This window comes from Chitinophaga sp. CF118 (assembly GCF_900112615.1).
Lineage (GTDB): Bacteria > Bacteroidota > Bacteroidia > Chitinophagales > Chitinophagaceae > Chitinophaga.
The window spans coordinates 81,773-100,618 of record NZ_FOMK01000011.1 but is presented as its reverse complement, the minus strand read 5'-3'; the positions used below and the strand labels follow the sequence as shown (position 1 = coordinate 100,618).

Below are 18,846 nucleotides of genomic sequence, written 5' to 3'. Positions count from 1 at the left end.
GCGTCAAACTATGGAAAATATTATCAAAACAGATGCCGGTATCACAATAGAAGCTGTATATACCCAGCCTGTTCCCATGAATGAGCAGCCAGGGGAGTTTCCTTTTACCCGTGGCGTACATGCTTCCATGTACCGTGATAAATTGTGGACAATGCGGCAGTATGCCGGTTTCAGTACAGCAGAGGCATCCAATCAGCGGTATCATTACCTGCTGAGTCAGGGCGTAAGTGGACTAAGTGTAGCATTTGACCTGCCCACACAGATCGGTTATGATTCCGATCATCCCATGTCTGAAGGTGAAGTAGGTAAGGTAGGAGTTGCCATCGATTCTCTGGAAGATATGGAACGTTTATTTCAGGGTATTGACCTGGAAAAGATCACCACCTCGATGACCATCAATGCGACGGGTTTTATTCTGCTGGCCCTATATATCGCGCTGGCAAAAAGGCAGGGGGCAGACCTGAAAAAAATATCCGGTACTATCCAGAACGATATTCTGAAAGAATATGCAGCACGTGGCACCTTTATCTATCCTCCCAAGCCATCTATGCGGCTCATCACCGATATCTTTGATTATTGCAGCCATGAGGTACCTAAATGGAATACCATTTCCATATCTGGCTACCATATACGCGAAGCCGGGGCCAATGCAGTACAGGAACTAGCCTTTACACTTGCTAACGGGAAGGCCTACCTGGAAGCCGCACAGGCAAAAGGGCTGGATATTAATGTATTTGCACGCCGCCTTTCTTTCTTCTTCAATGCACACAACCATTTGTTTGAAGAAGTAGCCAAGTTCAGGGCTGCCCGCCGCATGTGGGCTCATATTACCACCTCACTGGGGGCTACTGATCCCAAGGCACAGATGATGCGTTTCCATACACAAACCGGCGGAAGTACTTTAACAGCCCAGCAACCACATAACAATATTGTGCGGGTAGCCTTACAAACGCTGGCAGCTACCCTGGGAGGTACACAGTCCCTCCATACCAATGGATATGACGAAGCCCTTTCCCTGCCCACGGAAGCGGCAGCCCGTATAGCACTACGTACGCAGCAGATTGTAGGCTACGAAAGCGGCATAGCAGATACGGTAGATCCCCTTGCAGGCTCCTATTATGTGGAAGCCCTTACCAATGAGGTAGAAAGTAAAGCATGGGAACTGATTAACCGGATAGATGCGATGGGTGGGGCGGTAAGCGCCATTGAACAGGGCTTTGTTCAGGATGAAATTGCCCGTAGTGCCTACCAGTACCAGCGGGATGTGGAAAACGGGAAAAAGGTCATTGTGGGCGTTAACAAGTTTACCGTAGAGGAGGAAGTAGCCCCTGAACTATTCCGGATAGATGATAGTATCCGCCAGATTCAGACAGAAAAACTACAATTATTAAAGAGCCGCCGGAATAATGAGTTGGTAATGTCGCTGTTACAGCGACTGGAAAATGCCGCACATACGACTGAAAATCTGATGCCTATAGTTGTTGAAGCTGTTGAAAATTATTGCACTCTGGGCGAGATTGCAGATACTTTGAGAAAAGTATGGGGGGAACACAGATAATAGAGATGTTGCTGGTATTAAAATTCGTATTATTTTTAGGCCATGTCTTTTATCTATCATAACACTTGCCCGATATGCGGGTCGAACAATATACACAAGGTACTGACTGCAAAGGATTATACTGTATCACTGGAATCCTTTGACATCTTTCATTGCGGACATTGCAGTGGACGATTTACACAAAACGTACCCGGCAGCCAGGAAATAGGACGTTATTATCAGTCGGCCGAATACATTTCGCATTCCGAAACACGCAAGGGACTTATTAACCGTTTATACCACAGCGTAAGAAAGATCACTTTACGTTCCAAACAAAACTGGGTAAAGGCCGGCACTGGTCTTAAACAGGGAAGTTTACTGGATATCGGGTGTGGAACAGGTGCCTTCCTTCATTATATGAAACAGGCCGGCTGGGAGATTACAGGATTAGAACCGGATGATAATGCGCGTCAGAATGCTAAAACATTATACAATATAGAACCGCTCCCCTCTTCGGAGCTATTCAAATTACCAACGCAACAATATGATGCCATTACCATGTGGCATGTACTTGAGCATGTGCATGGATTGAATGAATATCTGCAGCAAATCCGTATTTTATTAAAGCCGGAAGGAACATTGCTTATAGCAGTGCCTAACTATACATCACCAGATGCGGAACATTATGGCGCCTTCTGGGCTGCTTATGATGTACCCCGTCACCTCTATCACTTTTCTCCTAATTCGATGGAGCAATTACTGAAACAACACAAGATCCGTATTGTAAAAAAACACCCGATGGTGTTTGATGGTTTCTATGTAAGCCTGTTGAGCGAAAAGTACAAAACTGGCCGCAGTCGCCTTATTCCAGGCTTTCTTCATGGTCTGGCATCTTACAGGAAAGGATTGAAAGATGTAGACAGATGCAGCTCTGTGGTATATGAATGTAAAGCAGATTAATTCAATAATTTTTAATAAACAAAAGAGGTTGTATCAAGTATGGTACAACCTCTTTTCATTTGGTTACCTGGTGGAGAACCAGTGTTATACTTACTAATACAAATAATTCATCGCAACAATATCGTTGGCACTAAATGCACAGTTAATACTATTATAACATGCCAGCATGAAAGAGTTTGGGTCTCCAGTGGTGGGTGTACCGGGTATCAAAATACCACCTACACCCGCAGCACCTTCATTGATTACACTACCTCCACAGCTATATGCACGGTTGAGATAATCTGTGTGACGGAGACCAATACAATGGCCAATTTCATGCTGAATTACACAAGCAGCATGATTAGCATTCGGGAAAGTGCCCAAAGCAGCAGGATTTGTATTCATAAGGATAGTGCCGTAAGGATTACCGGAGCTGGTAGGAAAACCAGAAGTGGCTAAAATAATGGACCCATCAACAGCTGGTCCCTGGTTAAAACCAGAGATAGTGATATCTGCTGTACCACTGGTTATACGCTGAAATGTAAGCCTTATCCCCAGCGCATTATAACGTGAAATAGCAAGATCAGTACCAGATACAAAAGCCACACCAAGGCTGCTGGCTACTCGTACAGTAATAGTACGTGGCAGGCCGGTTATCAGTCTTGTTGTTCTGTACTGCTCAGTATTTGCCACACGCAGAATCGGACCGTTAAAGCCCCTGGAAAAATCTTCCGGAGTCAAACGGATATCTCCTTCAACTATATAATCTTCGCCAGATTTATGAACATTAGATGTACCGAATCCCAGACTGGCTATCTGGTTTAAAACTGTTTGTGAAATTGCAGAAGGTTGACCTTCTGTCTTAGCTACTTTTTCTTTTTGACAGGATACAAAAGTAACAATAGAGAAACCTGTAATCAGGCAAAACAAAATAGTGAATGTTTGTTTAAGCATATATTTAGATTTAGGGGTCTGAAAAATGAAGAGTTGAGGATATGAATTAAACGCTTATCAAAAAAGGCTGAAGAATGTAAACAGGTGCTGCTCTGCGGTGTATGAATGTAGAGTCAATTAATTTCAGATATAATAAAACAGATAGCCGATAGTCCGCAGACTATCGGCTTTTTTGCTCATGCATCAGCCAATAAGGGATCTTATCTACTAATACAAATAGTTCATCGCAATGATGTCGTTGGAATTAAACGTACGGTTACCGCCGTTAGAACATGCCAACATAAAGGAATTAGCGTTAGCAGTAGATGGTGTACCTGGAATCAGGATAGCACCTACTGATGAAGCGCCTTCATTTACAGCAGAACCGCCACAGCTATATGCGCGATTGTAGTAATCGGTGTGACGGAAACCAATGCAATGACCAATTTCATGCTGTATTACAGAACCAACATAATTTACATTAGGGTTGGTACCATAAGCTGCAGCATTTGTGTTCATCAGAATTGAATTGTAAGGATTACCAGTACTTGTTGGGAAACCGGAAGAACCTAAAGTGATAAAACCACCACTTGGACCTTCGTTAAAACCAGAGAGCGTGATAGATGCAGTACCACTGGTAATACGCTGGAAGGTAAGGCTTGTTCCCAGTGCATTATAACGTGAAATAGCAAGATCAGTACCGGATACAAAAGCTGCTCCAAGGCTGCTGGCTACTCTTACGGTAATAACACGTGGCAGGCCGGTTACAAGTCTTGTAGTTCTGTATTGTTCAGTATTTGCCACACGCAGAAACGGACCGCTAAAGCCCTTGGAAAGGTCTTCCGGAGTCAGACGGATATCACCTTCCACCAGGTAATCATTACCTGATTTATGTACATCAGATGTGCCGAATCCAAGGCTGCTGATCTGATTTAAAACTGCTTGTGGGATAGCAGTTGGTTGGTCTTCTGTCTTAGCTACTTTTTCTTTTTGACAGGCAACAAAAGTAATTGCAGAAATGCCTGCAACTACGCAAAACAAAATAGTGAATGTTTGTTTAAGCATACATTTTAGGTTTGGGTTTCAAGAAATGAGGATATTATTAGCTGATTAGCTGAAGATAAATGCAGCTACATACCGGTTATACCGACATATATTACATAGCTCATCAGTAAATACAGCTAACGCTGACAATTAATTGCTCATGATTTCATTTGTGCTCTATATGACATACGATAGTAGCGACAATACCGCGTCATTACAAGGATTTCAAAAGGTTTATTTTTTTTGATTGATGCTGGTTGGCTATGCCAGCTATAAGATTGCTCACCAGGTCAAATACTCTACGTTTAGATTTCAGTTGCTCTATTCAATATTACAACTTTCCCCGATAGCAAAAAAAAAATTGTAGATTTATTCAGCCGGTGAGAGCTAATTTATGTCAACCGAGAACCTTTATGAAAACAACCCTTATTTTGTTATCCATTTTATTATGGCAAAATATATCTGCAAGGCAACTGAAGCCATCAGACAGCGTTTCACTACGTTATGCAGTTACTGATACTGCAGTAAGATCCAGCAATAATCTGCGTTATTATCTGGTAAAATTCAACGTGAATCCCGGAAGTAATGTGCAACAATACGGCGTAGTAAAAACTATCAGCCCACTACATTATATTTTACGTGGAATAAATTTCGACTCCTCACTGCAACAGAAAGTTATTTACAGTTATCCGGCAAACAGCAACTGGAAAGCGAGTCTGCAATTATTACAACAACTTACAGCAACAGCACCTACAGATAGTATCACATTTCAGGCAGGTATCGGGACTGTCACTTCTCCCATAAATTACTGCAGTATCAGAAAACAATCCGGTACTGTATTGCGTGTAACAATACAACAAAAAGACTGGCAATCATTCATAACGCAACCGGTTATACTTTTTGCAGACCGTATCCGTAAACCAAAAGGAGAAATCCTTATCAATACGGCCGATCCTTCTGCTAATGCGGTGAATACGGCACAACAACAATATCCGCTGATAAAAGGCTATCACATTACCGTATCTCTGAAAGAAGATCTTTTCGATACAACAGATATTGATTTTACCGGCAGGTACCTGCCATCTGCTGCTGCTGCAACACAGGTTACTTCTCATGCAACCATCATGGCTACTACAATTGGCGGTGCTGGCAACACTGGTGCAAAAAGTCTGGGGGCCGCACCACAGGTCAAATTCGTTTCTGCAGATTTTAATACAACTCTCCTACCAGAAGATGCTGCTTATTTTCAGCAATATGATATTACGCTTCAGAATCATTCCTATGGTACAGGCATAGAAAATTATTATGGATTGGAAGCAGTAGCATATGATGAGCAGGTGTATACAACAGATACCATTCTGCATGTTTTCTCCTCCGGTAATATAGGCACAGAAGCTCCTGCTACCGGCACTTACCAGGGGTTAGCCGGTTATGCAAATCTGTCAGGCACTTTTAAACAGGCAAAGAATGTACTTGTAATTGGTGGTACAGATGATTCCCTGCATGCTATTTCACTGAGCTCTGGCGGGCCTGCTTACGATGGCCGTGTGAAACCTGAGATCGTTGCATTTGGTATAGACGGTACTTCCGGTGCGGCGGCTATTACTAGCGGTGTTGCGGCCCTTCTGCTGGATGCTTACCGGCAGCAATACGGCAAAGCTCCTTCTGCGGCGCTGGTGAAAGCGTTAATGATCAACAGTGCAGTTAAAGTGAATCATGTACCTCTGAGCCATAAAGGCGGCTATGGCAGTCTTCATGCATTGGCGGCCCTGAACACATTAAAGGCCGGACAATTTCTTACTGGGAAAGGCTCACAACATTTTACTGTGACAGTCCCTCCGGGCATGCAGCACCTGCGGGTTACTCTCTGCTGGAATGATCCGCCGGCCGTACTTAATACAGATAAAGCACTTGTGAATGATCTGGACCTGGTTGTTACCGATTCTCAGGGGCATACCTATGCACCCTGGATTTTAAGTGCAGGCCCTTCAGTGGATTCTCTTTCAGCCGCCGCACGTAGGGGGCGTGACAGTCTTAATAATGTGGAGCAGGTAACCATAGACAATCCTGCTGCGGGAACATTACAGATCCAGGTGAACAGCCCTGCTGCGGGACAATCTTTTTACGTGGTATACGACTGGACACCACAAAAATCTTTTATGTGGCTGAGTCCGGGACATAAAGAAGTACTTCTATCGGGAGAGACACTCCCTTTGCCCATACGCTGGCAAAGCAATATAACGGGCAAAGGAGACCTTTCATACAGCATTGACAGTGGTAGCACCTGGCAATCACTGAGCAAGCAATTATCTGCTGAACAGGGGCTTTATTACTGGTTTGTTCCCAATACCTTCAGTGCAGCATTGCTTAAATTCACAACCACAGATACTTCCTTCATCAGCGATACCTTTTATCTCTCTCCCAGGCTACCCCTTCAAACAGGGTATGATTGCGGTGACAGCGCCTTTATTTACTGGCCATCCCAGGATAATGCCACTGCTTATGAAGTATTCCAGCTGGGAGAACAATATCTTACACCTTATAAACTGGCAACCGATACCTTCCAGCTACTGACTACAGGCGGCTCTCCTTACTTTGCCGTAAACCCTATACATAAAGACGGCTGGGCCGGCCTGAAAAGTTATGGTACCAACTATAAATTACAGGGAACCGGCTGTTATTTTAAAAGCCTGCTGGCAGATGTAACCGCCAATAACGGAGTATTATTATCGCTTTCACTTGGCACCAGTTATCAATTGAAACATCTCTACTGGGAACGTTCATCCAGTAATGGTTATATCACCCTGTCGGATGAAGCCGTGACCGGAACAGAATTCACCCATCTTGATGAGACTCCTCCCCAGGGACTGGTATATTACCGGGCCAGATTACTTGCGGATAACGGGAAGGTGATTTATTCAGATCCTGCAGCGGTATATCTCCTGAATAATAGTGCTTACCTCTTCTTTCCTAACCCGGTACATAATACCCTGCAGATCTTAAGCAAAGAAACTGCTAATCTGGAATTGCACATGTATGATATGAGCGGGCGCCTGTTGCTGAAAAGGGCATTATATAGTCAGGTGGAGAGCATAACTGTCCAGGATCTGCCTGCCGGAGTATATAACTGTGTGTTATTTAGTAATGGCAAAAAGGTGTTGGTTAAGAAGATAGTGAAAGAATAACCCTGTATATAAAAAAAGAAGTCCCAGACAAACGCCCGGGACTTCTCATATCTAGCTAATAACTATTAAAGGTGGATGGCTTCTCCGTAAGCTACCTCTATGGCGTCTTTTACAGATTCGCTCATAGTTGGGTGCGGATGGATAGAGTCCAGTACTTCCTGGTAGGTAGTTTCCAGTTTGCGGGCGGTCACTGTCTGAGCAATGATTTCCGTAACATTCGCACCTATCATGTGTGTACCTAACCATTCGCCGTATTTCGCGTCGAAGATCACTTTTACAAAACCTTCTGTTGCACCTGCAGCAGAAGCCTTTCCTGAAGCAGAGAATGGGAATTTACCCACTTTCACTTCGTAACCAGCTTCTTTAGCAGCCTTTTCAGTATATCCTACAGAAGCTATTTCCGGTGCACAATAAGTACAACCAGGAATGTTCATGTAATCAATAGGTTCAGGCTTGTGTGCGTATTTCTTTTCGTTGTATCCCAGAGCTTCCACGCAAACAATTGCTTCTTTAGAAGCAACGTGTGCCAGTGCCTGACCAGGAACCATATCACCGATAGCGTATACGCCAGGAATATTTGTTTGATAGTATTTATCAACCAGAACTTTACCTTTATCGGTTTTGATACCTAAAGCTTCCAGTCCAAGGTTTTCGATATTTGCAGCGATACCTACAGCGCTCAGTACAACGTCTGCTTCCAGGGTAATTTCACCGGTAGCAGTTTTTACTTTCGCTTTAACACCGTCGCCATTTCCTTCTACGCTTTCTACAGAAGCATTCACCATTATTTCGATGCCTTTCTTCTTATAGATCTTTTCCAGTTCTTTAGAGATATCTTCATCTTCTACAGGAACGATGCGCGGCAGGAATTCAACGATTGTTACTTTAGTACCAAGGGTAGCATAGAAGTACGCGAATTCAACACCAATTGCACCAGAACCTACAACGATCATAGATTTTGGCTGCTTAGGCAATACCATTGCTTCGCGGTAACCAATCACTTTTTTACCGTCTATTTTCAGGTTAGGCAGTTCACGGGCACGGGCACCGGTAGCCAGGATAATAGATTTCGCTTCATGTAAAGCTACCTTACCATCCTTATCAGTTACCTCTACCTGTCCTTTGGATTTCAGTTTACCTGAACCCATCAGTACATCAATCTTGTTTTTCTTCATCAGGAACTGTACACCCTTGCTCATCTTATCAGCTACACCACGGCTGCGTTTTATTACAGCATCAAAATCAGCACTGCTTTCGCCAGCGTTAATACCATAAGTTTTGGCATGTTGTATATATTCCAATATCTGTGCAGACTTCAGTAATGCTTTAGTGGGAATACAACCCCAGTTCAAACAAATACCGCCCAGGCTCTCCCTTTCCACTATTGCCGTCTTAAATCCCAGCTGAGAAGCACGAATAGCAGCCACATATCCACCAGGGCCACTACCAATTACGATTACGTCGTATGCCATATTGCTTAATTTTAATTTAAACTTGCCAAAGGTAGTAAAAAAATGTGCTAATGTGCAAATGTAGTGAGTGAGCGAACATAACACATATAGAAAAAGCCCGACCAGATGGTCAGGCTTCTTTTGGAAGATTCGTCAATATTTTAGCGGAGGTCAACTACTTCCACACCAGGATACTTTTTAGGATCGAAGGTGAAGGTAGCATCGGTCAGATTTGTGTTAGGCGTAAAGCTGGTAATCTCGTAAGTGTAGTGATTCCCGTTCTTTTCAAATACTTTCATACGGGAAATGCTCTGATTCTTCTTATCTATAGATACCATTACCTTAAAGATATTCTTTGATTTATCTGTAGGAGTCATTTCTATATTCTGTAACACTTTACCTTTTTCGTTAGACTCTCCATCCAAGCGGTACAGATAATCCTTATCGTAAAAATTGGTAAACAGTTTAGCAGGTGTTAAAGCTGAGCTATTCTGATCTACATTATTAATTGTTACCTCATTAGCATCCTTTGCATATGTCCAGGAGGTTTTATTATCACTGATAATCTCCTGTCCGTCCAGGGTTACTTTATATTTAGCACCCTTCATGTATACTGTTCCTTTCTTGGTATCAGTTACGCTATTGTTAGCACCTTCTACCTTTAGTATAAAGTTGGCTACTACAGACTTTAATGTTGAAAATCTCTTGCTTACATTATCCAGGATAGACTTAGCCTTAGGGTCATTCGCTCCCAGGGATCCTCTGGTTTGTGCCATGCCATTCATTACTACACTTCCAGTCAACATGGCCACTAATATAATTTTCTTCATCGTTGTTCTTTTTTGTTTACAGTTATTTAAGACAAATGTTATGCCGATACGATTATGCAATGTTAATATAAAGCCAAAAGGATGTAATCAACCTAAACTATCCAGGATCTCCTCCAGGTCGGATTCTGTTTTCACATGTACGTCCCTGGCCTTGCTACCCATGTTAGGGCCTACAATGCCTGCGGCTTCCAGCTGATCCATCAGCCGGCCGGCACGGTTATAGCCCAGTTTCATACGGCGCTGCAACAAAGAGGTAGACCCCTGCTGGTTCTGGACAATGATCCTGGCGGCCTCTTCAAACAGGGTATCCCTGTCCTGCAGGCTGATCTCTTTCCCTTCCATATCCTTATCATCCACATATTCCGGCAGCAGGAAGGCTTCCGGATATCCACGCTGCCTGCCTATGAACTCAGCTACCCTTTCCACCTCCGGTGTATCTACGAACGCGCATTGTAAACGAACCAGTTCCCCATTAAAGGAAACCAGCATATCCCCCTGCCCTATAAGTTGCTCAGAACCACCAATATCCAGGATGGTACGGGAATCTATTTTGGAAGATACCTTGAATGCTATACGGGCCGGGAAGTTCGCTTTGATGGTACCTGTAATAATGTTTACAGAAGGACGCTGCGTGGCAATAATCAGATGAATACCTATTGCACGGGCCAGCTGGGCCAGACGGGCAATCGGCATCTCCACTTCCTTACCGGCAGTCATGATCAGATCTGCAAACTCATCTATCACCAACACAATAAATGGCAGATAACGGTGTCCCTTTTCAGGGTTCAGACGGCGCTGGGTGAATTTCACATTATACTCACGGATATTACGGGTTCCTGCTTCTTTGAGAAGATCGTACCGGATATCCATTTCAATACACAATGCATTCAGAGTATGGATCACCTTTTTAATATCTGTGATGATCGCATCCTCTTCACCCGGTAATTTAGCCAGGAAATGCTTCTCTATCAATTTGTACAGGGATAACTCTACTTTTTTAGGATCTATCAGTACAAATTTGAGTTGAGACGGGTGTTTTTTATACAACAGGGATACCAATAAAGTATTGATACCCACAGATTTACCTTGCCCGGTAGCCCCTGCCATCAACAAGTGCGGCATTTTGGCCAGATCTGCTATAAAGTTCTCATTATCAATCTTTTTCCCAATAGCGATAGGCAGATCCATGGTACTTTGCTGGAACTTTTCAGATGCAAGCAGGTTTCTCAGGGATACTATGCTTTTTTTCACATTGGGCACCTCTATACCGATGGTTCCTTTACCGGGAATAGGGGCGATAATACGGATGCCCAGCGCAGAAAGGCTGAGTGCGATATCATCTTCCAGGTTCTTAATCCTTGAAATACGCACACCAGCTGCAGGTACTATCTCATATAAAGTAACTGTAGGACCGACAGTCGCACTGATCTTCTGAATAGAAATATCATAGTTTTTCAGCGTATCAATGATCTGGTTCTTGTTCCTTTCAAGTTCTGTAACATCCTGCACGATCTTTTCTGTACCATGATTATCAAGAAGTTCCAGCGTAGGATATTTATAATCCCTTAGATCGAGGATAGGATCATAAGGATCCAGTTGTACAGGACCGGTGGCCGGTTGTTCGTCTGGTGCAATATCATCTTCCGCTTCTTCCACCGGAGGTTTTAATTCAAAAGGCACGTCTTCCGGCAAACGGTTCTTTTTCCGGGAAGATGTCTGTTCAACAGTTTCTTCTATATATAATAATGGTCCAACTTCTTCCTCTTCTTCCTCCTCCTCTTCCAATTCTTCGTCCTCATCTACTACCGGTGGTACATATGCAGGAGGAACCACAGTGATCTTTTCGTTCTTTACAACCAGCTGCATTTCAGGTAATTCATCCGTTTCTGCTGCTGGAGGGATCACCACTACCCCATTATCTTTCAACCCATTTCTGCGTTTCCCGTCTTTAATATTTTCAACAGCTACTACTGCTTCAGCCACACCAGCAGGCACTAATATCTTCTTAGGCTTGCGTTCCATCAACCATTTAAAGTCCAGATTGTATTTCCAGATCACCCACGAAAATCCGGCTACTAAAAGTAGCAATGCGGCTCCTGCTGTACCCAGGAAGCCTGTGATCCATTTGCTCACTGCATCACCCAGTGCGCCTCCCCAGGGGAAACCAGCCATTCCTGTAACGAAGGCTGCAGCCGTACTGATAAACAGCAGGCCAAAAAGGATGTATTTAATATTACGCCATATCCGGAATACCCGGCGGCCTACGATAAAGTTTACTCCCAGTATAAAAAAGAGATAGCAGAAAAGATAAGCGGCCACACCAAATCCACCGTAAATGAACCAGTGTGAAACAAAAGCTCCCAAACGACCCAGCAGGTTCTCCACTTTCAAATCATCCATGAATAGTACGCTGGAAGCATAGCGGAAAACTTTATCCTGATCATCTTCCCAGGTGAACAGGTAAGAGGTGAAAGCAATAAAACAGTAGAGTGACAATAACAGGTATATTACACCCATGACCTTGTGGGTGCGCTCATCTTTGACCAGCTCCTTTACTTTTACCTCAGCTTCTTTCTCCTGTTTCAGTACATTGGGGTCATCTCCACGAGGTTTCTTGCTTTCCGGTTTCTCAGTTTTCAGTTTATTCCTAGACATAATTATAGCGATCCAAAATTAAGGCTGCCGGCTGACATATTAAGAATTTATTTTGGTGTTGTGGATATTGAGTGTGACAGACCCAAAACTACATTGCTACCAGCAAACGTCCCCCCACGAAGTCAGATTTTATACATCATTCTCTTTCATCCATTTAATATAACAACTGGATCCACCTGGTCATAAACTCCAATACAACAGGATTTATTGTTTCATCCAGGGAACCATACTCTTCCAGGGTACAGGAATTGCATCGTTGAAAAAGGTGATTGAGCCCCGGGAAGGTACGGAGTGTAACTGTTTCATTTCCACCCTTTACCAGTCCGCTTTCTATCCCTTTCAGGTTTTGTGAAGCATTTACTTCTATGTCCTTATCTCCGTTCATGGCCAGTACCGGACACTTAATTTTAGCGAGATAAACGGCAGGGTCGTATAACAAGGCGCTTAACACCTCTTTCCGGGTGTCGGCCTTATAACTGGCATCAAGAAGCCAGTCTGGGATTTCCTTCGTTGAATCACCAGTCTGCCTGAAAAGATTTGTTAGGCTGGCATATGCCTTTGCCTTCCGGACTACCGTATCTTTTTCGGTTACCAGTATATTCAGATAAGCTTTAATCGGATCTATATATTTCCGGACATCTGCGTCCTTTTCACCGGCAGAGATCCCCGCCTGTAAAGCCCTGGTCAGATAAATATCCCGGCCATTTATACCAGGAGCTGCTATTGTTATCAGGAATGCGATCTTATGGTCTCCGGAGGCTACTATTTGTCCTACTGCACCACCCATACTATTGCCTAACAAGCCAATAGCATTACTATCCACATCCTTCCGCTGCCGGAGAAAACTCACAGCAGCACGCACATCTTCTGCAAAATTATAGATATCTGAAGAATCGTAATTGCCGGTGCTGGTGCCTGTGCCGCGATCATCAAAACGCAATACAGCCATTCCATGTTTAGCAAAGTAATCTGCAATTACAGCAAACGGTTTGTGGCCAAACCGTTCCCCATCCCTATCCTGCGGTCCTTCTCCGGAGATCATGATGATTGCCGGGAAAGTACCTTTTATACCGGGTTTGGTAAAGGTGCCTGTTAACAGTACCTTATCTTTAGTATTAACGAATTTCACTTCTTCCACATCATAGGCAAATGGCGGCAGAGGTTCCTGAGGATGTTCTACAGGCAGTTCCCCTTCCTTGATTTCCCTTCTGGAAAAATTCAGTTCGGCCCGGTTACCCAGTTGTTCGAAGTAGCCTTCATAACGTCCGGTGCGGACGTTCCAACCACCGGTATATACAAGGCTGATTTTTTTTATAACGAACTTTAAGCTGTCATCTGTCGCATATACGGAGTCTATATCGATCAGATCTTCGGTCACATCCGGGCTTTTCATCTTCCCTTTCAGGATGGCTCCCTGCCTTTCAAACATCAATTGTAAACGCTGCCTGTTACCCTGTGGAGTTCTGAAGAACCCATACCAGTTACCTGTTGCATCATGGAGTGCCTGTGAAAATGCAGATCCTGCCAGGCAAAGGACCAGGCAGGTAATGACCATATATCTAAACATAATTCCCTGTAATTTAAGTTCTATGCTTTCTTCAGTACAGATAGCAACAGGCATACCCAGCCTGCAATAAAGAACAACCCGCCAAAGGGGGTAATAATTCCTACTCCTCTTAAGCCGACATTGCCGGTAGCTTTCAATATTGTTAACAGGTAAAGGGAACCGGAGAATAATATAACTCCTATAATGAAACAACGTCCCGCCCATTGTAACAGGGAACCGGGAAACTGTGCATATAATATGGCAATGGCCAGCAGGGCAAATACGTGATAAAACTGGTAGGTAACCCCTGTCTGAAAGGTGCTCACCGTTTCCGGTGGTACAAGTTCTTTTAATTTATGTGCACCAAATGCACCTAGTGTTACCGCCAATGCCCCCAACGCGGAAGCCCATACAAGAAAGCCTTTATGCATTATTATTGAGTCTTTGAGTGAATGTGTCTAAAGTAATGGTGTCAGATTCCGCAATGGTGATTTGTGCCTGTTGGTAGAAAGATTCCCTTTCTGCCAGTTTCTTTTCCACAAAAGCCAGCAGTTCCTCATCCGGCAGATCCTGGATGAGCGGGCGTTTGGACTTTTTGCGTTTCAGTCGCTCTACAATTACCGGTAACTCTGGATTGAGCCAGATGGTAGTCCCTCTTGCATTCATGATATCCATGTTATCCTGGAAGCAGGGTACACCACCGCCGCAGGAGATCACAAAATCATCGGATTCAGAGAGTTCCCTTAGCCAGAACCCTTCTTTTGCACGGAAATAGTCTTCCCCTTTGTTGGCAAAGATATCGCTGATAGACATAGATTCAGCCTCTACGATCACATCATCGAGATCGTAAAATGGCAACTCTAAGTGTTCTGCCAGCTGTTTTCCCCAGTAGGATTTGCCGGCTCCCATGAAACCGAGTAAAAAGATTTTCAAAATATCTGATTTTAAAATTAACTAATAATGGATGTAGCATTTGCACACATTAGGCCGTCCAAGTTAAACACAAATCATTTTCCAGCAAATATTGCAAATATAGCCGTGCATTTTTATCTGCTTTGTTAAAATTGCAGGTAAGCATGCCAGTGGACTGAAAGGTAAATGGTTCTATCGTCATATTCTCTTTAAAATCAACGCTTCCCAGTCCATACCATTTAAAAACAGCTTCTTTGGCGCTCCAGCAGATCGTTTTGTGTGGCAGAGAATGGACAGGATCAATAAAAGCCCTCTCTTCTGGAGAAAGGAATTTATGTGATACCTTCTCAATTTTTAGCTTTACTTCCTCTATATCAATCCCTACCGCCGCTTCTGTGCTCACTATCGCCGCTACATAATCCCCGCAATGTGAGATTGAAAAATGGAAAGTACCGCAAGCCAGGTAAGGCTTACGACTATCCATGATCAGGATATCCACTATCGGGAATTCCGGAAACAGTTCTACCAGCAGATAACGACCAGCAAAATGCTGCAGACGCTTGTGCGGATGATGAATGGCAGTTGAAATATTGACCTTTTCCATAAAAAAAGCCTCATCCTCTGTGATCTTCCACACTCCCAACCTACTATGGGGATTGATTTGTATGGTACGTATTAATGGCATATCTTGCCAAATTAAAGCAAAAAGCGGGACACTGCCAATGCTGGTTGCAACTATTAAACAACTAATACTAACTTACCCGATCTATGATCCTGTCAGACAAACGGATATTGGAGGAAATTGAAAAAGGAACTATCGTCATCGCTCCTTATGACCGGAAGTATCTAGGTACAAATTCTTACGACGTACACCTGGGCAAATACCTGGCTACCTACAAAGATAGAATCCTGGATGCCCGCGAACATAATGAGATTGAACATTTTGAAATTCCGGAAGAAGGATTTGTGCTGCAACCGGGTACATTATACCTTGGTGTAACAGAGGAATATACTGAAACACATGCACATGTACCTTTCCTGGAAGGGAAATCAAGCACAGGCCGCCTGGGTATCGATATTCATGCAACTGCCGGTAAAGGTGATGTAGGCTTCTGCAATACCTGGACACTGGAAATATCCTGCGCACAGCCGGTACGTGTATACGCAGGTATGCCTATTGGACAACTGATCTACTTTGTGGTAGAAGGTGAAGTGGAAACGCTTTATAATAATAAGAGTAATGCCAAATATAATGGCAGGACGGTGAAACCAGTGGAGAGTATGATGTGGAAGAATAAGTTTTAAAATAAATGAAAAGGGCGTCTCAAAAATAATTGAGACGCCCTTTTCAAATTTTGTTTTTATATTTTAAGGTAATTAGTCCAAAAAAAATAAGAGCAATAGCAATAAAAGAAAAAGTAAATTCAATAGCCGTAAAACCCCGATGTAAACCATATTCCTCATTGTAATAAATATAGGAATAAGTGTTCATGTATTTCTTCTCGATATCCCTGCTTTTATCTGTAATTTTTACTGTTTTATTCTTGTATTCAAACTGAAAAACAGGATAATCCAAATATCCAAGTTTTCTACTTTTAATAGACTCTACATTTACAATTTCTGCTTTTACTTTTGTTCCGTATAGTACAGGTAAAGAGGATTCGTATAAATTATATGCTAAAAAACCTCCTAATAAAATTAAAATGATACCAAAAATTCTCATCCCTGTCGTCTATTAGTTTATTTCAAGAATATCTAAAAATCATAACCCAGTTGTAAATAAAGGTTTTATAACTGGGTTATGATTTTTAATCTTTGATGTATATCTACCTCAAATTTATCTTAAAGAATTAATCCATGCAGCTATTTTCAGCGCATCATTACGAGGCACCTGTGGCATAGGAGGCATTTCAGTTGCATACTCCGGCCAGTTCTGTGGCTTTGGATTTGCCAGCAACTTCAGGATCTGCTCACTGGTATAGCGACGTTTCGCCACATCCGCATAAGAAGGACCTACCTGGCGCTTTTTAGCGTTATGACAAGCCAGACACGTATACTTTGCCAGTAAAGGCTTTACATCTTCGTAAGCAGGTGCTTTCGCTACTGCCGGTTTAACAGGGGCAGCAACTTTTGCAGGACCCGTCTTTACTTCAGGAACCGGTGCCGGTCCTGATTTTACTTTAGAAGAATTGTAAGTGCTGGTCTGACTCAGTGCCAGCTTATTGCCCTGTGGAATATGATGCAGCGTATAATATCCTGTAGGATGTATCAGTGAATAAGAATGATCCTTTTCACGTACGCCTTCGAGTGTGATATTATGAATATAATCCAATCGCAGGCTATCTACAATGATGCGGGCTTTCAATCCGTCTTCAGAAACCAGCACGCCTTTTACCGGGCATTTAGCTGTATTTACCGGAGGACTGCCATACACAGAGTGATATTTATACGTGAAACTTTCTACAGCATAAGAAGCAAGATCACTTGCAGATTTCTTGTCAACAGGTAATGTAAATTCAATTTCGAAACCGTCTGGCATTGCTTTTATATTACGCATTTCAAACGGCATCTTTTCATTCCATACCAGGCGTTGCAAACCTTCATTGGCTTCACCGGCAGAACCCCATCCACGATTGGTTTCTCCTACAAACAACGTAGAACCGTCTTTAGAAAATACCATGCGCAATACGCCAGACTGGAAGCCTTCACGGAAATCAAAAGATACACCCTGATACTCTCCTTCTACCTTTTCCAATATCACACGCATGATCTTACTCTGTCCCTGGTCTCCTATCAGTGTTTGCCCCGCAAAAGGGCCAAAACTGCCTTCAGGAATCATGATTGCTTCCGCGTTAGAAATACCCTGAATACCGTGTGGCAGGATAACTGCCGGTAAACGCAGGGAAGGGATCTTCTTCTTAACATCTGACAACGTTACGAACTGCTCGTTCACAATATTTTCAGGTTTGAGATAATGACCATCAACACCTTTCTCCCGACGATCATTCACCAGGGAATGGAAAGTTTTATCTGAAAGTTTTACCGGGGAATTGGGCAGCTCTGACCAGCGTAAGCCGGCAGGATGACCGATAAAGTCGCCTTTATCTACTTTCCAGATACCACCGGAACCTACCCAGTCTCCCTGATTCTCTGTATAAAACAATTCTCCGTTCAGCATACTGATACCACAGGGAGAGCGGAAGCCGGTTGCATAGGGTTCCATCCGGCCATCTTCCCAGATGTGCATCATCCATCCACGCCATGGCACGCGGCTTTCACCACGCCACCACTCTTCGTTACCGAAGGCAACGTTGGCGGATACAAAGAAAGAACCATCCGGTGCTATCTTAGGACCAAAGCTATATTCGTGATAGTGTCCGGAGAGCGGCCATGCATAAATTGTTTCATACACATCTGCCTTACCATCCATGTTGGTATCTGCCAGTCTGGTAAGTTCACCTCGCTGTGCGCAATACAACGCATCGTTTTTCCATTCCAGGCCTAATATTTCGTGCAGACCGGAAGCGAATTTTCTGAAGTAAGGTTTACGGCTGGTTGGATTCTCTACCACCCACACATCACCGCGACGGGTAGAAATTGCCAGATTACCATTAGGCAGCACCGTTAGTCCGCCTACTTCCAGCAGGGTACCTTCCGGTGAGGTTACCTTCATGATCTTAAAGAAATCTTCTTCCTTCGGCGTTTCCTGGGCATGCAGCGCAGTGGTAACGCCTGTTGCTGCTGTGAGCAACAGCGAGTACAACGTGGCCCTTTTAAAGAGTGCTTTATAAATATTTTTCATGTGCAAGAATCA

At 43.5% G+C, this 18,846-nt stretch carries 15 protein-coding genes; 4 read left to right on the top strand and 11 right to left on the bottom strand.

Annotated features, from left to right (window positions below):
* Positions 1-10 precede the first annotated feature (10 nt).
* Both BM176_RS27960 and BM176_RS27955 read left to right on the top strand, forming a co-directional pair.
* On the top strand, positions 11-1,558 hold the full coding sequence (locus BM176_RS27960) for an acyl-CoA mutase large subunit family protein (protein WP_090107702.1): 1,548 nt from the start codon (positions 11-13) through the stop codon (positions 1,556-1,558).
* 42 nt (positions 1,559-1,600) lie between these two features.
* Positions 1,601-2,497: a class I SAM-dependent methyltransferase gene (locus tag BM176_RS27955; RefSeq protein ID WP_090107701.1), complete on the top strand. Its 897-nt coding sequence runs from the start codon at positions 1,601-1,603 to the stop codon at positions 2,495-2,497.
* A gap of 93 nt (positions 2,498-2,590) precedes the next feature.
* Here the strand turns inward: BM176_RS27955 and BM176_RS27950 are convergent, their stop codons facing one another.
* Together BM176_RS27950 and BM176_RS27945 are read right to left on the bottom strand one after the other, a co-directional pair.
* Entirely contained in the window at positions 2,591-3,430 is an 840-nt protein-coding gene (locus tag BM176_RS27950; protein ID WP_090107700.1) for a M57 family metalloprotease, read from the bottom strand.
* Positions 3,431-3,637: 207 nt separating this feature from the next.
* Positions 3,638-4,474 (bottom strand): M57 family metalloprotease, encoded by an 837-nt coding sequence (locus BM176_RS27945; RefSeq protein ID WP_090107699.1) that lies wholly within the window; start codon positions 4,472-4,474, stop codon positions 3,638-3,640.
* Between the two features lie 392 nt (positions 4,475-4,866).
* Between BM176_RS27945 and BM176_RS27940 the strand changes: the two genes are divergently transcribed.
* The gene (locus BM176_RS27940; protein WP_090107698.1) at positions 4,867-7,638 is read left to right on the top strand and encodes a S8 family peptidase; all 2,772 of its coding nucleotides are present in this window, start codon (positions 4,867-4,869) and stop codon (positions 7,636-7,638) included.
* A 65-nt stretch (positions 7,639-7,703) separates the two neighbouring features.
* Here the strand turns inward: BM176_RS27940 and lpdA are convergent, their stop codons facing one another.
* From lpdA to BM176_RS27905, 7 genes are all read right to left on the bottom strand, one after another.
* On the bottom strand, positions 7,704-9,110 hold the full coding sequence (gene lpdA, locus BM176_RS27935) for a dihydrolipoyl dehydrogenase (protein ID WP_090107697.1): 1,407 nt from the start codon (positions 9,108-9,110) through the stop codon (positions 7,704-7,706).
* Between the two features lie 140 nt (positions 9,111-9,250).
* Positions 9,251-9,919, bottom strand: a complete 669-nt coding sequence (locus BM176_RS27930; protein WP_090107696.1) for an outer membrane lipoprotein periplasmic chaperone LolA1 — start codon at positions 9,917-9,919, stop codon at positions 9,251-9,253.
* Between the two features lie 87 nt (positions 9,920-10,006).
* Positions 10,007-12,574 carry an FtsK/SpoIIIE family DNA translocase gene (locus tag BM176_RS27925; RefSeq protein WP_090107695.1) on the bottom strand — a complete coding sequence of 856 codons (2,568 nt, stop codon included), beginning with the start codon at positions 12,572-12,574 and terminating at the stop codon, positions 10,007-10,009.
* A 154-nt stretch (positions 12,575-12,728) separates the two neighbouring features.
* Entirely contained in the window at positions 12,729-14,141 is a 1,413-nt protein-coding gene (locus BM176_RS27920; RefSeq protein ID WP_177230569.1) for an alpha/beta hydrolase family protein, read from the bottom strand.
* A 20-nt stretch (positions 14,142-14,161) separates the two neighbouring features.
* Positions 14,162-14,551, bottom strand: coding sequence for a DUF423 domain-containing protein (locus BM176_RS27915; protein ID WP_090107693.1), 390 nt, complete (start codon positions 14,549-14,551; stop codon positions 14,162-14,164).
* Positions 14,544-15,053: a shikimate kinase gene (locus tag BM176_RS27910; RefSeq protein WP_090107692.1), complete on the bottom strand. Its 510-nt coding sequence runs from the start codon at positions 15,051-15,053 to the stop codon at positions 14,544-14,546. The genes BM176_RS27915 and BM176_RS27910 overlap by 8 nt, the downstream gene beginning before the upstream one ends.
* A gap of 49 nt (positions 15,054-15,102) precedes the next feature.
* Entirely contained in the window at positions 15,103-15,717 is a 615-nt protein-coding gene (locus BM176_RS27905; protein WP_090107691.1) for a 4'-phosphopantetheinyl transferase family protein, read from the bottom strand.
* Positions 15,718-15,800: 83 nt separating this feature from the next.
* Here BM176_RS27905 and dcd point away from each other — a divergent pair, with 83 nt between their 5' ends.
* Complete coding sequence (gene dcd, locus BM176_RS27900; RefSeq protein ID WP_090107690.1) at positions 15,801-16,337, top strand: dCTP deaminase; 537 nt, start codon at positions 15,801-15,803, stop codon at positions 16,335-16,337.
* Positions 16,338-16,380: 43 nt separating this feature from the next.
* On the opposite strand, the gene BM176_RS27895 is transcribed toward dcd, so the two are convergent.
* Together BM176_RS27895 and BM176_RS27890 are read right to left on the bottom strand one after the other, a co-directional pair.
* Entirely contained in the window at positions 16,381-16,755 is a 375-nt protein-coding gene (locus BM176_RS27895) for a hypothetical protein (protein ID WP_090107689.1), read from the bottom strand.
* Positions 16,756-16,869: 114 nt separating this feature from the next.
* Positions 16,870-18,834 carry a hypothetical protein gene (locus BM176_RS27890; RefSeq protein WP_090107688.1) on the bottom strand — a complete coding sequence of 655 codons (1,965 nt, stop codon included), beginning with the start codon at positions 18,832-18,834 and terminating at the stop codon, positions 16,870-16,872.
* Between the last annotated feature and the right edge of the window lie 12 nt (positions 18,835-18,846).